This is a genomic window from Oleiphilus sp. HI0117 (genome assembly GCF_001635235.1).
Genome location: NZ_LWGA01001274.1, coordinates 1 through 15,938 on the forward strand (window position 1 = coordinate 1; position 15,938 = coordinate 15,938).

Annotated in this window: 14 protein-coding genes; 11 read left to right on the forward strand and 3 right to left on the reverse strand. The window is 43.4% G+C overall.

Features of this window, described 5'->3' with window-relative positions; genetic code table 11:
• The first annotated feature begins 141 nt into the window (after positions 1 to 141).
• The 8 genes from A3757_RS22155 to A3757_RS22190 all read left to right on the forward strand — a co-directional run bounded on the left by A3757_RS22155 (position 142) and on the right by A3757_RS22190 (position 8,928).
• Positions 142 to 1,359, forward strand: coding sequence for an alkane 1-monooxygenase (locus tag A3757_RS22155; protein WP_231872153.1), 1,218 nt, complete (start codon positions 142 to 144; stop codon positions 1,357 to 1,359).
• A gap of 56 nt (positions 1,360 to 1,415) precedes the next feature.
• Entirely contained in the window at positions 1,416 to 1,769 is a 354-nt protein-coding gene (locus A3757_RS22160) for a hypothetical protein (RefSeq protein WP_068507124.1), read from the forward strand.
• A gap of 38 nt (positions 1,770 to 1,807) precedes the next feature.
• Positions 1,808 to 1,975, forward strand: coding sequence for a rubredoxin (locus tag A3757_RS22165; protein ID WP_068507129.1), 168 nt, complete (start codon positions 1,808 to 1,810; stop codon positions 1,973 to 1,975).
• Between the two features lie 13 nt (positions 1,976 to 1,988).
• Positions 1,989 to 2,165 (forward strand): rubredoxin, encoded by a 177-nt coding sequence (locus A3757_RS22170; protein ID WP_068507132.1) that lies wholly within the window; start codon positions 1,989 to 1,991, stop codon positions 2,163 to 2,165.
• A gap of 9 nt (positions 2,166 to 2,174) precedes the next feature.
• Positions 2,175 to 3,332: an NAD(P)/FAD-dependent oxidoreductase gene (locus tag A3757_RS22175; protein ID WP_068507134.1), complete on the forward strand. Its 1,158-nt coding sequence runs from the start codon at positions 2,175 to 2,177 to the stop codon at positions 3,330 to 3,332.
• 612 nt (positions 3,333 to 3,944) lie between these two features.
• A complete protein-coding gene (locus A3757_RS22180; protein ID WP_068507139.1) occupies positions 3,945 to 4,547 on the forward strand; it encodes a TetR/AcrR family transcriptional regulator in 603 nt (200 codons plus the stop codon).
• The gene (locus A3757_RS22185; RefSeq protein WP_068507142.1) at positions 4,544 to 5,656 is read left to right on the forward strand and encodes an efflux RND transporter periplasmic adaptor subunit; all 1,113 of its coding nucleotides are present in this window, start codon (positions 4,544 to 4,546) and stop codon (positions 5,654 to 5,656) included. Before A3757_RS22180 ends, A3757_RS22185 begins: the two co-directional genes overlap by 4 nt.
• Positions 5,656 to 8,928 carry an efflux RND transporter permease subunit gene (locus A3757_RS22190; protein ID WP_068740314.1) on the forward strand — a complete coding sequence of 1,091 codons (3,273 nt, stop codon included), beginning with the start codon at positions 5,656 to 5,658 and terminating at the stop codon, positions 8,926 to 8,928. Before A3757_RS22185 ends, A3757_RS22190 begins: the two co-directional genes overlap by 1 nt.
• Positions 8,929 to 9,282: 354 nt before the next feature.
• Here the strand turns inward: A3757_RS22190 and A3757_RS22195 are convergent, their stop codons facing one another.
• Positions 9,283 to 9,966 carry a histidine phosphatase family protein gene (locus A3757_RS22195; protein WP_068507539.1) on the reverse strand — a complete coding sequence of 228 codons (684 nt, stop codon included), beginning with the start codon at positions 9,964 to 9,966 and terminating at the stop codon, positions 9,283 to 9,285.
• 485 nt (positions 9,967 to 10,451) lie between these two features.
• Between A3757_RS22195 and A3757_RS22200 the strand changes: the two genes are divergently transcribed.
• From A3757_RS22200 to A3757_RS22210, 3 genes are all read left to right on the forward strand, one after another.
• A complete protein-coding gene (locus A3757_RS22200) occupies positions 10,452 to 11,744 on the forward strand; it encodes a PA14 domain-containing protein (RefSeq protein ID WP_068507537.1) in 1,293 nt (430 codons plus the stop codon).
• A 151-nt stretch (positions 11,745 to 11,895) separates the two neighbouring features.
• Complete coding sequence (locus A3757_RS22205) at positions 11,896 to 13,461, forward strand: inorganic phosphate transporter (RefSeq protein ID WP_068507534.1); 1,566 nt, start codon at positions 11,896 to 11,898, stop codon at positions 13,459 to 13,461.
• A gap of 87 nt (positions 13,462 to 13,548) precedes the next feature.
• Positions 13,549 to 13,803 carry a DUF4404 family protein gene (locus A3757_RS22210; RefSeq protein WP_068507532.1) on the forward strand — a complete coding sequence of 85 codons (255 nt, stop codon included), beginning with the start codon at positions 13,549 to 13,551 and terminating at the stop codon, positions 13,801 to 13,803.
• A 65-nt stretch (positions 13,804 to 13,868) separates the two neighbouring features.
• On the opposite strand, the gene A3757_RS22215 is transcribed toward A3757_RS22210, so the two are convergent.
• Positions 13,869 to 14,849 (reverse strand): SDR family oxidoreductase, encoded by a 981-nt coding sequence (locus A3757_RS22215; RefSeq protein WP_068507530.1) that lies wholly within the window; start codon positions 14,847 to 14,849, stop codon positions 13,869 to 13,871.
• Positions 14,846 to 15,664 (reverse strand): lysophospholipid acyltransferase family protein, encoded by an 819-nt coding sequence (locus A3757_RS22220; protein WP_068553412.1) that lies wholly within the window; start codon positions 15,662 to 15,664, stop codon positions 14,846 to 14,848. Before A3757_RS22220 ends, A3757_RS22215 begins: the two co-directional genes overlap by 4 nt.
• Between the last annotated feature and the right edge of the window lie 274 nt (positions 15,665 to 15,938).

The window sequence follows — 15,938 nt, forward strand, 5'->3', positions numbered from 1 at the left end:
AATGGCACCCTTTTTTTGTTTGAAATATGCTTTCGTTCCACTAAAACGACACGAATTGACTGTGACATGACACCTAGGGCCATAACCCTGGCCTGCGTCTCCCGATAAGATTGTTTTACTAACAATAACGGAGAAAATCTCATGTCTAAAGAAGCGGCAGCAATGCTTTCGGTCCCGCGCTCTCAAAGCGAGGGTGAAATCACCACCTGGATGTCATTAAAAAAATACGCTTACATCATTTCGCTGATTTTACCTTTAGCGCCTATCGGATCATGTTATCTAGCGGTTACAACAGGAAATGGCCTATGGTTATGGACAACAATCGTATTCTGGTATTTCGGAATAGCGGCACTAGATAGCTATTTTGGTGATGATGAAGCGAATCCAACCGAAAAAATGGTCGAAGAGCTTAAATCAGAGCCTTACTACAAAAAAGTGATGTACCTGACCGTTCCTTTGCTTTGGGCAGCGGTGATTGCATGTGCCTATACGGTATCTCAATACGAATGGTCCTGGTTTAACTTTATTGGTGGAGCCTTAACAGCAGGTTTAGCCGCTGGAATTGGCGTTAACCTTGGCCACGAGATGGGCCATAAGGTCAATGACCGAACGCAGGTGTTTTTTGCAAAGATGGCTCTAGCTTTACCGGGATATGGGCACTTTTTTATCGAGCACAACAAAGGCCATCACAAAGATGTGTCGACGCCTGAAGATCCTGCATCATCAAGAATGGGCGAGTCTATCTATCAATTCGTAAAACGAGAAGTGCCTGGGGCATTTCGCCGAGCATGGGAGCTGGAAAGCGCAAGGTTGAAGCGACAGGGTAAGTCAGAGTGGTCGTTACAGAATGAGATTATCCAGCCCGCTCTTGCAACTGTTGCATTGTACAGCATGCTGCTAGCTTACTTTGGGCCTGTGATGATTCCATTTCTGTCGATTGTGGCTGCATTCGGCTACTGGCAGCTGACGTGTGCAAATTACATTGAACATTATGGTTTGCTCAGGCAGAAGAACGAAAAGACTGGGCGATTCGAGCGCTGTCAGCCACACCATTCCTGGAATTCGAATCAGAAAATTTCCAATCTGATTCTCCTGCACTTACAACGTCACTCTGACCACCACGCGCATCCGACTCGCGCTTACCAAGTTCTCCGTGATTATCATGGTGTACCTTCTCTTCCTGCCGGATACCCATGGATGTTCGTATTAGCGATGATTCCACCGGTTTGGTTTTCGGTAATGGATCCGAAGGTTGTGAAATGGGCTGGTGGAGATATGGACAAGGTAAATATCGAGCCCACTAAGCGCGACGAGATCTTCTCTCGTCACCATCACCCTGAAGTAGAGAAGGCTGCCTAGGCAGGCTAAGTCTAACGGGATTAGAACACAATTACTGAACGGGTTTAGGTGCGTCCATGCTTGTACTTTCTTTATTGGCTCTGATCGGAGTCGCAGGGTTTGGCTCATTCCTGCTTAAAAACAGAATACAAAAACGAGCCATAAGAAAGTGGATGATCACTGTTCATGGATTAGCCGCCTCAGGTGCTTCGGTTCTGCTGATACTGGGTCTGTATGATGCGCATTCAGCAGATACTACCAACTCATGGAACTGGGTAGGACTTGTGCTCACTCTAGGTGTGGTCATTGGTTCGTATCAACTGTTCAGAAAAGTACTCAAAGGTAGGTCGAAACCTTTGATCTTGCAGTGCCTGCATGGTGTGTTTGCAGCGAGCGCGATATGCGTTTTGGCCTACTCGATGATTATTTAATACAACGACATATCAAAACTTAATAAAGGAGCAAAGACATGGCTCAATATGAATGCCCAGATTGTGGCTACATTTATGACGAAAGCAAAGGCGCTGAGCACGAAGGCTATCCTGCAGGAACGCTATGGAAAGATATTCCGGATGACTTTCCTTGCCCTGACTGCTTTGTGAGAGAAAAGCCAGATTTCGAAGAGCTGAAAGATTAATTGAGGAGCGATCATGAGCACAGAGAATTATAGAAAGTATTGTTGTATCACTTGCGACATGATTTATGACGAAGCATTAGGGATGCCCGAAGAGGGTATCGCGCCGGGTACACGCTTCGAAGATATTCCGGACGACTGGACCTGCCCGGAATGTTCGGCTTCAAAATCTGATTTCTATCTTGTCGAATAGGTGGCAGCCATGAAGCATATTATCATTATTGGTTCTGGGCATTCCGCGATTACGCTCGTCCGTGAACTTCGAGCGCACGGTAAAGCACTTAAGATAAGCTTACTTACGCAAGATTCAGGTGATTTGTACTACAAGCCAAATTTATCGAAAGCGATTTCAATGAATAAGGCGCCGCTTGATCTGATTATGAAAAAAAGGGAAGTTCTTGAACAAGAGCATGACGTTAAAATCATCCATCAGGTTCAGGTTGAAGCGATTGAAACAGACCAACGTTGTGTTCGTTACCGAGACTCTAATAGCGCAGTCAATGAACTAATATTCGATGAGTTGGTTTTAGCAACAGGCGCATCCCCGATGAATCTCGAACTAACAGATTCTCCACGATGCGTTTCAGTAAATAATCTAGCTGAATACGAAATGTTTAGAGCAGAACTCCAAAAACTTGATAAAAGCACGAGTCGAATCGCCATTATTGGTGCCGGTTTTGTCGGTATCGAGTTTGCCAGTGATCTGTGTAATAACGGCTTTCAGGTTGATGTTATAGATACTGCGAGCTGGCCGCTTAGCAGAAGTGTACCTGAGCAACTCGGTGAGCACATAATGAATGCGTTCCCAAAAGAACAAGTACAGTGGCACATGGAGCAGAAGGTAGGTGATGTTCAAGATGACGGTGATCAGCTTTTACTTGAGCTAGATACGGGTACCGTCATCCGCGCAGATCTTATCTTGTCAGCAGTTGGATTATTGCCTCGTGTTGACCTGGCTAAACAGGCTAATATCGAAATAAATCGAGGAATTATGACTGACGAATTCCTTAGAACAAGTCATCCCAATATTTACGCGATCGGTGATTGTGCTGAGACACTTGGTGCTGTTCGTTCGTTTATTGCTCCAGCAACCGCATCAGCAAAATGTTTGGCAAAAACCTTATGTGGGGAACCTGCTGCTTTAGTTCTGCCACCACAGGCTGTAGCGGTAAAGCTAGCCTATTCTCCCTTAGTGATATGTCCCAGCTACGAATCTAAAGGGGAATGGCGCGTGGAAGGCGAAGGTAACAGTTACGCTGCTCGTTATACGACTCAGTCCAATATTAGTGGCTTTGCATTGCTGGGTGAATGTATTGCTCAGAAGGGCAGTTTTATTAAGGAGATAGAACTTACTGGATAGGTATAATCTTTTAGCTCGAAGGGTGTCTAGCCCGCAATTTCGATGCGAATGCTGTATGAGAGTGTATGGATTGTCTAGATTTCTTGGATCTACCACCTATTTAGCCAATGGAAATGTTAAACCAATTGGTTGGATAGAGTTTTACGCGATGATAGTAATTTTTGTACGAAAGTGGTTTTGTAAACAAGTAACTTAGTGGCTACATTACTACAAGCAGTCCGCAGGATATTCTGTATTTGAGTCTATATTTATGTCCGCTTCTCTCACGTTACGGAATGGTGAAAAGCGGTCAGAAGATCCGATCCTATTCTCCGATAAATTTTACATTACCTACCAGAGGAATCCGCACATTAACAATGAAAGCTGATTCTAGATAATGAGCTTGTGGGAACGTATTTACCTATTTGTGCTTCAAAGGGAATTGAGGATAACCGCGATACCTAATTAGTTTGTCTAGTAAGTGATATTTGTGTGACTCTGAAGATGTTGATGGGTGTCTCATCTTTAGACTGACGCCAACGTTGCATATTTCTTTTTACTTTAAGTTCTATTATTCTATCTATAGAACGTTCGTTCTATAGATTTTGCTGGGATATAAAAAGAGAGAAATAAGTGGCCAAGTCCAAGTTTTCAACCAATGAAGAAGCCTTGAACGCTATCTTCAATGTATCCATTCCGCTTTTCGCAAAGCAGGGGTTTAGTGGTGTTTCAATACGCCAGGTAGCCACCGCCGTTGGCGTGAGTATCGCAACGATCTACCACCACTTTCCTGACAAGAAAGCGCTGTATCTCAGCAGTATCGAAGCTTCGTTTAAAGACATAGCTCCAAAGTTAGAAGCCGCTTTGCAGCCCGTTGGTAGTGAAGAGGAACAATTGAGGCGATTTATCTTTCAGTTCACGGAACTCATGGCAAACGACGAAAATCTTAGGCTCCTTCTACAACGTGAACTGTTAGAAGCTGATGAAGAAAGAATATCGCTACTCGCGAATAATGTTTTCATGGCGCAATGGGTAAATGTATTAAAACTAGTGGAGCGAATTTCTCCCAATAGCGACCCGCACATGACATCTATTTCTTTGTTCTCCCTTGTTTTTTATCACTTGGAATCTAAACCAATGAGGGTGTTTTTTCCTGGTGGAAAACCCGAGCATGATGACCCTGAATTCATTGCTGAACATGTATGTCATTTACTGAAAAATGGAGTGTTCCAATGAGTCTACGATTAGTAACACGATTATTAGCTGTTCTTGCAGCCGTCAGCATAGCTACGGCTTGCGGCGAGCAAAACGATACACTTCGTACCCAACTAGTGGCCGCCAAGCCAATTGAGGTCGATGCTCATCATGTTAAAGAAGATCTAGTGCCTCGATTTTATTCGGCAACAGGGTACACCAATGTATCTCGCAGTATCGAAATCAGTACTTCGCAATCGGCAACGATTGACGAACTGACAGTAAAAGAGGGTGACATGGTGTCTCAAGGTGATTTGCTAGTAGCCTTGGATGAAACCGAATTGCTTACCTCTATTCGTCGAGCAGAGAGTGCTATCGAATCAGCCAAAATTCGATTAAAGGATATGGCACATGATGTAGATAATGCTCGTCAACTGCGCGAAAAACGCGTGATTACTGTGGAACAACTTCGCAAGGCAAAAGTGCAACACAATCTTGCGGAAACTCAGTTGAATCAAGCGCAGAGTGAGCTGGAAAGGCAGCTTGCTCGGGAGCCTTATCACCGCATCAATAGTCCAATTGATGCACGCGTTATTAAGCGCTGGGTGAATCAAGGGGATTTGGCTGTTATTGGAAAACCTCTTCTTCAACTCGAAGCGATTGGTGGTTTGGAGTTTGAGGCTTCGTTGCCAGCAGAGTGGGGGCAGACTCTAAATATTGGTGACCAATATGACATTAAAATTCACAAGCGCGATGAACCCGTTAAAGCCGTTATATCTCATATCGTGAATAGTGTTGATCGTATTACCCAAACCATTCAGATCAAACTCGCTTTGCCTGAATCCTACAAACTTGAAGCCGGCTTATCAGGGCAGGTGGACTTCATTATCTCTTATGAAAAACAGATTCTTGTTGATTCTTCATCAATCATTAAGCGGGCGGGGGTGTTTGGTGTATACCGAATCAATGAAGGTAAAGCAGTGTTTACGCCGGTCAATTTTGAGCGGAAGTGGCAACGTTATTTGGTGGTTCTCTCAGGCCTCGAGCCATCGGATATCGTTATCACTAACCCGCCATCTTCCTTAAGAGATGGGAGTCCAGTGGTCTTTAAACCTAGCGATGCCTCAGTAAATAGTGCAGAGACCAAGTAATGGATAAGAGCCAAAATTCGGGCGGCAAAGCAGCTTCTAACAGCAGCTTTAATATTGCCCATACGCTAGCCAAAACCTTTGTTGAATCAAAGCTTGTATTGGCCATTATTCCTGCCGTTATCTTGTTCGGTTTAATGGGGCTGTTTGAAATTCCCCGTGAAGAGAATCCTCAGATAGTGATTCCCGCTGCCGAAGTCACCATTCCCATACCAGGTATGTCACCTTTGGAAGTAGAACACTTGCTGCTAACGCCGCTCGAAAATCATCTCAATACGATGCAGGGGGTAAAGCACACTTACGGTGTGGCAGGAGAAGGCTTTGCCAAGATTCAAGTGGAGTTCAAAGTAGGAGAGGATAAAACCGAATCATTCGTGAGGCTCTATGACCAGGTGGAACGATACAAAATTCAGTTACCGCCTTTAGCGGGCGAGCCACATATTCATCTGATGGATGTGGATGATATCCCCTTTATAGTTGTGACCTTGGCTTCTGACAAGTACGACCGCTATCAGCTCACACATATGGCTGAAAGAATGACCGAGCATCTACATAGTATTGAGGGCGTTGGGCTCAGTGAAATTCATGGTGGTCAGGAGAACGAAGTACGCGTTGAGATAGATCCCACGCGTTTACAAGCTTTAGGTTTGGGCTTAAATCAAATTAGAGCGCACATACAAGGCGCTAGTATTGATCACTCGCTTGGCTTTAAGGTGATCGACAAAGACAACCAGCATTTGCGAATTAGTCATAAGCTGGAAGACCTTGAAGAGCTTAAGCGATTGGTGGTGTTTCGTGATGACGATAAAGTCGTTCATCTACAAGGTATAGCGCATATTACCACCGAGCCAGATACCAAAAACTTAAGCTTATCTCGCTTTAACTTTGGCCCCTCAGATAGTCGTTATAAACAGTACAAAGGGGAAGAGATGGCGGCTGTTCATATCGGTATCGCTAAACAGGCCGGTGTTAACTCAGTTCCTTTATCTGAGGCTATTCTGGAACGCGTCGCATCGATGCAAGAACAATGGATTCCTAACTCTGTTGAAGTAGTTACCACCAGAAATGATGGCCAGACTGCGGATGATTCTGTTAACTATCTTATTGAGCACCTCTTTATTGCAATCGCTGTCGTGAGTGTCGTGTTGTGGGTGTTTCTGGGGGGGCGCGCGGCGTCTATCGTATTCATTACGATACCTATCGTTTTCGCTCTGGTGATTGGAATCGACCTATTAGCCGGGCCAACTTTGAATCGTATGGCGTTGTATGCCTTGATACTCGCCTTGGGACTGTTGGTTGATGATGCCATTGTTGTCATCGAAAATATTCATCGGCATAACCAGTTACTCCCGAAAAATAGTTCTAAAGAGGCTTATTCAAAAGCCATTGTTAATGCCGCGTCTGAGATTGGTAACCCCACAACATTGGCAACAATTACGGTGGTTGCCGTATTCTTATCTCTGCTGTTTGTGACGGGAATGACGGGTGAATATTTTTATCCTATTGCGTTCAACGTACCTGCAGCGATGATCGCATCTCTATTGGTTGCGTATATTATTACGCCGTGGGCTGCCCGACGTTTCTTAACCGTCACCCACGAAGAACATAAAGAAATTTGGCTACAAACCTACTACAGAAGTTTGTTCAAGCGCCTCAGCCAAAGTAGGAAGTGGCGAAAAGTATTCTATCTGGGTGTGTTGGTCTGTTTGCTCGCTTCGTTACTGCAACCAAGTTGGCAATTTATTCGCTCGCAGGGCGTTGGTGGAGAACTATCGCCTATGGGCGTCAATTTAGTGTTTCTACCTAAAGATGATAAGAACACCTTTTTGGTGACATTTAAATTACCGGATGACACGCCCCTTGAGGAAACAGATCGCTTGGTGAGAGAGGTTGCGGGGGTTGTCCTTTCGCACGATGAAGTGGCGAATACACAAACCTTTGTAGGCGGCCCCTCCGTTATCGATTTCAATGGTCAAATAAAGGGAAGTGCAAATAACGTCGGCTCGCAGTATGCAGAAATGAGGGTTAATCTGAGTCATAAATGGACGCGCGACGATACTTCGATAGAGATTGTGCAGCAATTGCGTTTAGCACTTGCCGATATCATTGGTAATCACCCTGAGGCTACGGTTCAGTTATTAGAAGACCCTCCTGGGCCACCGATAAGAGCGACGGTTCTCGCTGAAATATACGAACAAGATAACGAGAAACGAGAGGCAACGGCCAAAGAATTAGAGACGCTGTTTAAAGATACCTGGGATATGGCTGAAGTGTGGACGAGCAATTCCACGCCTATTCAGGAATATAACTTCAAGATCGATCAACGCAGGGTTTTACTGGCCGGTTTAGATGTGCAGCAAGTTGCTGCTGCATTAAGCTTTTTTGTGCAAGGAGATATCGTGAATCACTTGTATGAGCAAGAAGCGAGAAATCCTATACCGATTAGGCTTGTCGTGCCTCATAACCAGCGCATTGTGCCGGAGATACTGGCTCAGACCTTTGTGAAAAATAAAGAAGGGGCATCCATCCCCTTATCGACGGTGATTGATATTGTTCCGAATGAGAAAGCGACACCTATTTTCCATAAGGATAATGAGCGAGTTTCTTATGTGGGAGGAGAGCTGGTAGATAGTGCACCTGTGTATGCAGTGCTCGATTTGGAAAAGAGAATCGAAGTATTACAAGTCGATAGAGAAACTAAAATTACGACGCGAAATCTGGGCTTTGTGCCTGATTCACCCACTACTTTGGATGACACTGTCATTCATTGGGATGGTGAATTGAGGCTGACACTGGATGTGTTTAGAGATTTGGGAATTGCGCTGGCGATGTCACTGCTTGCTATCTACTTTCTCTTAGTTGCTTACTATCAATCCTTTAGTTTGCCATTGCTTGTCATGGTATCTATTCCATTAGGTTTGATTGGTGTATTTCCGGGCCATTGGTTGCTCGATCAAGACTTTACCGCACCATCAATGATTGGTGTTATTGCTCTTGCGGGCGTTGCTGTTAGGAATTCTTTGCTGATCGTTGATTTTATCAGGGAGAGAATAGCCGAAGGCATGTCGCCAGAAGAGGCTATCTCAGATGCGGGCGCATTAAGAATTATTCCCATAACCTTAACCACCTTGGCCATTGTCTTTGGAACACTGGTAATCATCCCTGATCCCGTGATGGGAGGACTGGCTGTCTCCTTGATTTTTGGATCCATCAGCTCGGCGATTTTAACCGTGCTTGTTGTGCCGCTATTGTATGGGCGAAAAAACAAATACTGAATATAGTATGGCCCGATTTTTTCAATGAGCTGGAATTGAAAAATAATTATGTAGAGAGTTGATTATGAATAATCGACTTAAAAGTGCAGTGGCGCTAGATTTTGTTTGCGCTCAGCAATTGAAGTCTTATTTCTCTTAAAATAGCTAATGCGATAATAGGAAGTTTCTGGATAGTTTTGTGTCTGCTCTTCTCACATTCCCGATGTAACTGATCAGGTCAATATTGGCCTGAATATCCAAACTTTATTGTCGATGCCGAGAGTCCGACTTGCGGACATTTAGGCCTTAGTGAGCTCGTTAGTTTAAGTACAGCCTATATTCTAAGCTGTAAGGCCAAGTTCGAGCCGATACATCTTAGGCGTAGCTTATTAAAGTTTTGCCCTCATCTAGTTCTAGGTGAGGGGTATGGTTAAAACCCGACAGCACCATTCGGTCCCGCTTAATATCGAAACTAGCGTAGCTTGCGTTTTTAATCTGAAAGTTAATATCAATCATCTGCTCTACGCTTAGTCCCATCACTTTTCTTATCGCCATCGAAATTGCGCCACCTGAGCTGACTAACATAACGGTATCATCACGATCCGCTTGCTGTCGAATTGCCTCTAAGCCAGTTTCAATTCTGTACTCAAAGTCGCTCCAAGATTCATCTACCAGACCTACTAGGTCGTTATTCGCCCAGGCAAACATAGCTTTTTTCAATAACTTGAAAAAGGTGGCCGGGTTGGAGTCTCTACTTAAGTTAAACGCCTGGTCGCTATTAAGTGACAAATAAGCTTTTATCAATCCCTTAAAGTCGAATTCATTCCAGCGCGGATCAGTTTCGATAGCTTGATTATATTGCAATGAGCGAGTGATCGCGTCAGCGGTTTCAATATGCCTTTTTAAGCTGCCGCAAATAACTCGACTGGGCTTGATAGAAGTGCTGTCAAAATATTCACCTAGTAAATGGGCTTGTTTGTGGCCGAGATCAGAAAGCTGGTCATAGTCTTGCTTTCCTAAAGAGGCTTGTGCGTGCCGTGTAAGTATCAGTGTTGCCATTTAATCGCTCTAAGCATGGATAAATATTAGTTGGCAAAGTCTATGGAAGTAAGCAGTATTCAGCAAGTTTATTCAATTGATGGCAGTGCATTAGCTTGGATTATAGTTCGTGCGCTGAACAGTGTCTCCTTTAGTATGAGAGCCTGTTAACACCTTAAAAGACTCGTAAGAAAATCCACATATATAAACAAAGAATAAGTTTGATGCAGGTTAGGGGTAACGGTAATAAAAATACTTTTAAAATGTAAGGAAAGGTAATCTGGTACTAGATATAACTTTAGGTGAGCTACTTAAAAAATTGAATTACGAAGTAAAAATAGTTTAATCGATAAAATAACAGGAAGTACCATAATGTTACTGATTATTAAGTGGTTATTTCCATTTCGCCTATTATGAATAATGGGTATAAAGCACCTTGTTATGTTAATCATTAATATGCGTAATACTTGAATCATTGATTTCAATATTCGTAAGGAGTATACGCAATGAACTATAAATTCTTTACTATTTTATCTGTCCTTTTGCTCAGTGCGTGCACTACAACTAAAACTATTTCTCTTGCAGTAAATGAATTGCCGCCCACTGCTGCCGATGATGGCGGTATAGAGCTCCAAATGTGGAAATCTATCGGGGGTAAAAATGTAAGAGCTCTAACTAGAAATGCTCGATTTCCGCTCAGCTCTAGTTCAAGTGAACTTGTCCAGGAGCTAGACTTTATTGATTCAAAGGGCGATAAATATGGGCAACGGCTAAGAGGTTTGCTTATGGTCCCCGAAAGCGGTGCCTATACCTTCTGGCTAAGCGCAGACGAAAGCGCAGAAGTTTGGTTATCTGGCGATGATACTCCCGACAATAAGCGATTGATCGCTTTTGTTAATAAGCCTTCTGGATACAAAATTTGGGATCGTTATAAAACTCAGAAGTCGCCTACTATTAACTTAGACGCTGGAACACCATACTATTTCGAAGTATTGCATAAAGACCACCTAGGTGGAGACTACTTAAATGTCTCATGGTCAGGGCCAGGTTTTGAGCTGACCACGCTAACGAGTGAAAACTTAGCATACTATGACCACGAATCAGGTTTAGCTGAAAGTTACCAGGATGGTTATCATGTCGGTTACCACTCAGGTAACCTTCTATCCCCCTATGATAATCGCTATCTGCCAATAGACAGTGATAATGACGGTTTACCTAATTTCTATGAATTAGCGATTGGAACAGATCCTAATGATGATGCCGATGCTTTTTCTGATAGTGATGGCGACCTATTAAGCAATGTTGATGAGTATTTCATTCTAAGCAACCCACTAGATGAGGACACCGATAACGACGGTATTCCTGATGGGTATGAGGTATTGGTTGGTCTCAACGTTCTAGATTCATCGGACGCCGTAAATGACAATGATGGTGATGGCTCGTCTAATCTTGATGAATATTTGGCAGGGACACAAATAGACAACGCAAGCAGCGTACCGGAACTCCCGTCAACCCCTGATTCGGGTGGACAAGATATTTACGCTGTTGAGCTTAATTGGTCGGCACCAAACACTAGAGAGGATGGAAGCGCTTTGAGCCAGGGCGATATCAAGTCTTATAAAATTTATCGTGGGGCAAGTAGTGGCAATATGGTGTTGCTAATAACCGTAACAGACCCTGAAGCGACTTCGGTTGCTTTGGAATCTCTAAGCGCTGGTACTCATTACTTTGCGATCAGTACCGTGACTAAGGATAACTCTGAGAGCAAAAAGTCTTCGATTGTCGAAGTAAATATATAGAGAATTGTAATTGCCTTGTACCAATATAAGGTGGATTTGTTGCCGGGATTTTGCTACCAAGTTAAATAAATTCAAATAATTGTTACATTTATGTGACGGTCGATTTATAGTGCGCACAATATCAAACTCTAATGGTAAAGGTGTGCATGATATGGATTTAAAATCTGCTCAAAAAATCGATTCTGCTGTGAACGATAGTCGAAAAGAATTTTCTCGTCTGGGGCTGGCATTTTTATTCTTAGCCGGGATTCTAGCTTACGTCGCGACAAGCTTCCAGCTTGGACAAGGTTCTTTGGTTTTATCTATCGCCGCAGTAGTTGGCGGCTATATGGCAATGAATATAGGTGCCAATGATGTGGCCAATAACGTTGGCCCAGCGGTTGGCTCAAAAGCGCTCACACTAACCTGGGCGATAATAATAGCTGCAATCTTTGAGGCCGGTGGTGCCTTGTTAGCTGGCGGTGAAGTCGTCAGTACCATTAAGAAGGGTATTATCAACCCCGAAAATATTACTGATTCCACTACTTTTATCTGGTTAATGCTTTCAGCCTTATTTGCTGGTGCTGTTTGGTTGAATGCAGCTACTTACCTCGGTGCGCCCGTTTCAACAACTCATTCAATCGTTGGTGGCGTGCTTGGCGCAGGTATTGCTGCTGGCGGATTGGCCATTGCAAACTGGAATAAAATGGGGATGATTGCTGCGAGTTGGGTTATCTCACCTGTGCTAGGGGGCGTTATTGCAGCCTCGCTTCTCCTATTCATTAAAAAGAAGATTATTTATCAGGATGACATGCTTCAATCGGCAAGACGCTTTGTTCCTTGGTTGATCGCGTTGATGGCGTGGGCGTTTAGTACTTATTTAGCGCTTAAAGGTTTGAAAAAAATATGGAAAATTGACTTCCAAATGGCCGCCATGATTGGTCTTGCTGTCGCCGCATGTTTTTTTGTTGTAATAAAACCTTTAGTTTCAAAGTCATCCAAAAAGCAAGAGAATAATAAGGAAGGCGTCAACAATCTCTTCACTATACCTCTGATTTTTGCTGCGGCATTATTAAGTTTTGCGCATGGAGCAAATGATGTTGCAAATGCCGTAGGACCGCTTGCTGCTATCACCGATTCGATTACCAGCGATGGTATTTCTAAAAAAGCGGCTATTCCTCTATGGGTGATGATGATTGGTGCCATTGGTATAGCAATTGGTTTGCTATTGTATGGGCCTAAGCTAATTCGTACCGTGGGCACAGAAATTACAGAGCTTGATAAGTCTAGAGCTTTTTGTGTTGCAATGGCTGCAGCCATTACTGTTATTATTGCCTCTCAGCTTGGTCTGCCTGTTAGTTCAACCCATATTGCGGTTGGTGGGATCTTCGGTGTTGGCTTCCTTAGGGAGTATCTAAAAACTAGTTATGCAAGTCAATTGCATACCATGCTTAGTCACCATGAGGGTGAAGAAAAGCGCCGGCTATCCGAGTTTCTTGATGATTTTAAAAGCGCATCTGTCGAAGAGATGGAAAAAATGCTGCAGACTGCAAAACAAGAGAAAAAAGCGCTTGGCTTTAATAAGGTCGAGCGCAAGCGTTTAAAGAAAATATATAAAGAAAAGCTTGTAAAGCGGTCCGCATTCAAGAAAATTATTGCTGCGTGGCTTATCACCGTTCCTGCTTCTGCAGCCCTTGCTGCTACGGTGTTTACTCTGATTTCAGGCTTTAGCATTTAAGATTAAGGCCGCTTCGCTTGACTAGGTTTCTTTACTTGAACCTAGTTAAGCGCTAGCCTTCAAGTTATCACAGTAAAGGAGCTGATTATGCCTAAAGAAAAAGTTGCCCACCTGATTACCGATTTGCATGAACGATTTGGTGACGAGTTAGTTAGCCCTCAGCAGCAGTCTTTGCTAGAGCAAGTTAAGACACATGCTCATGAGATGGATGAGGCTGAGCCCGCCGACCCAAACTTTTTAGAGCTTGTTGAAACCCTTGTTGCCGAGGTTGAGGCCGAGCATCCGAGAGCGGCTGCGATACTTGAGCAGATGCTTGATACCTTAAAAAATATCGGGATTTAAGCGACAACAAAAAGCCGATGATAGCGCTAGCCTCATCGGCTTTTTTACGTCTAGATTTTAGTCTGCTACTCTTTCAATTCACGGTAAGTTCTGAAAATTTCTTTAATCGGGCGTTTCGCTTTAAATCCAAAGGTTTCATTGAAATGAGACCCATCAATAACGACCGGATACTTAAAATAATTAAGCAAATAACACGGAAACATTGTTAAGTTCAGAAAGCCTGTAATGGCACGAGGCAACACGGGCGGGATAGATGGAATGGGTATGGGTGTACACTCACAAAGTTCCAGCGCGTCTTGGTAGGCAACCCAGTCATTTGTCGAAACATTGTAGACACCGCGCTTTCGCTGCTTATGCGCTAGCGTAACGGCATCGGCCATATCATCTATATGTATGAACTGCATGATTGGAGAGAATCCCATCAGTACCGGTGCGTATTTACTTGAAAGTAAGTTGCTGATGGTATTTCGTACGCCAGGGCCGACAATGTTACAGGGCCTTAGAATCGTAATGTTCAAGTCAGGATAGCGCCATAGGTAGATATTAGCTAGGCTTTCAAGCTCGACGGAATCTACCAGGTCCATTGTTAGCTCAGCTGCTTTTAGCGGGGCAGTTTCATCAATCAGTGCCGGGTTATAGGGTGATGACCCATAAACGTGATAGGTTGATAGCACAATAACATTGCTGATCCCGTATTTATGACTTAAGTCCAAAAGCTTTTGTGTGCCAAGAACATTGGCATTATAACGTCTCATCCGTGTTTCTTCTGCAGAAGAAATACGTCCGAGGTGAATAACGCTATCAAAGTCATGATGCTTAAACAGGTCTTCAAAAACGCGTTTATTGAAATCGACTTTATAACTTGGAATGTCGTCGCTGTGATAGGTGATTTTACGGAAATCTACAGCAGCAATTTGGTATTCATCACGAAGTCGATTAATGACTTGCTGGGCTAAGGCGCCGGCAGCGCCTGTAACAAGAACGTTTTTCTTGTGCTCAGCTTTTTTCTTGCTGATTGTTTTGCTAGTGTTTGTACGAGAACTCATTCGAATATTGCCTCCCTTTCATTCAATCCTTTTGCAATCAAGCCATTGATGGCTGATTTAACCTTTTCAACTCTACGCGTCACTTGCTCTTCAGTAAGATCTTCGTCTTCGAAGTAAATAGGTTTCCCAAAGTTGAGGCGAACTTTCGCAGGGAAAATGAAAGGCAGGGCTATTGGAACATAAGGAACGTTTAAAAGCTTAGCTAAGGGCTTGATATTGGCGATAGCAGGGATGGTCTCCTCACAGCCAACGACGCCAACCGGAATAATCGGTGTGGTGTGCTTCATTGCCAAGTGCACAAAGCCATTTCCGAAACGTGCAAGCTGATAGCGATCTTTGTATAGCTTTCCTGAGCCTCGTATTCCCTCCGGGAAAACCACAATAGCCTCACCATTTTCAAGCATTTTTGCGCAATTTATAGGGTCGCCTAATACGGCACCAACCTGATTCAGAAAATTTCCAAGGAATGGAACTGTTGGAAAGAAGCGCTCAATCATTGCGCGAGGTAAACGAGGAGAATTTTCTCGGTTTGCTACTGCATAACCGATAAGTGTTCCATCAATAGGAAGCTGTCCACTATGGTTTGCGATAATTAGTACGGGCCCTGAATCGGGAATATGCTCAATCCCGCTAGTCTCTACGCGAAAGTATTTGTTGTAAATGCCAGAGAATAAAGAAAAAACAATCTTATTGGTATCAGAGTTAAAACCCCATGGGTCATAGCCAAGGGTTCCAACTGGTTTTTCTATCTTATCGAGTTGGACGTTTAGTTCTTTTGATACTAGTTTATCTTTTAGAAAAGATTTTAAGCCCATTTCAAATCCTTTGACATATTATTGTGTTGCTGTTCTATCTTGACTCGACTTAGTTTTGTGACTGTGAGTCGACATGAACATTATGTCATATTATTACGCTGCGGGTCTTTTTAAATCAGGATTAAAGGGCAATAAAATATATAGGGATTGATTTATCACATACAAAAAAATTAAGCCTTTTCGCTTTAGAGAAAGTATCTTTCGCGCTTGGCACGATTCAATACTATAGTGATAGTAAGTCCTTTTATGAGATTCTTATGGATATAAGTGTATA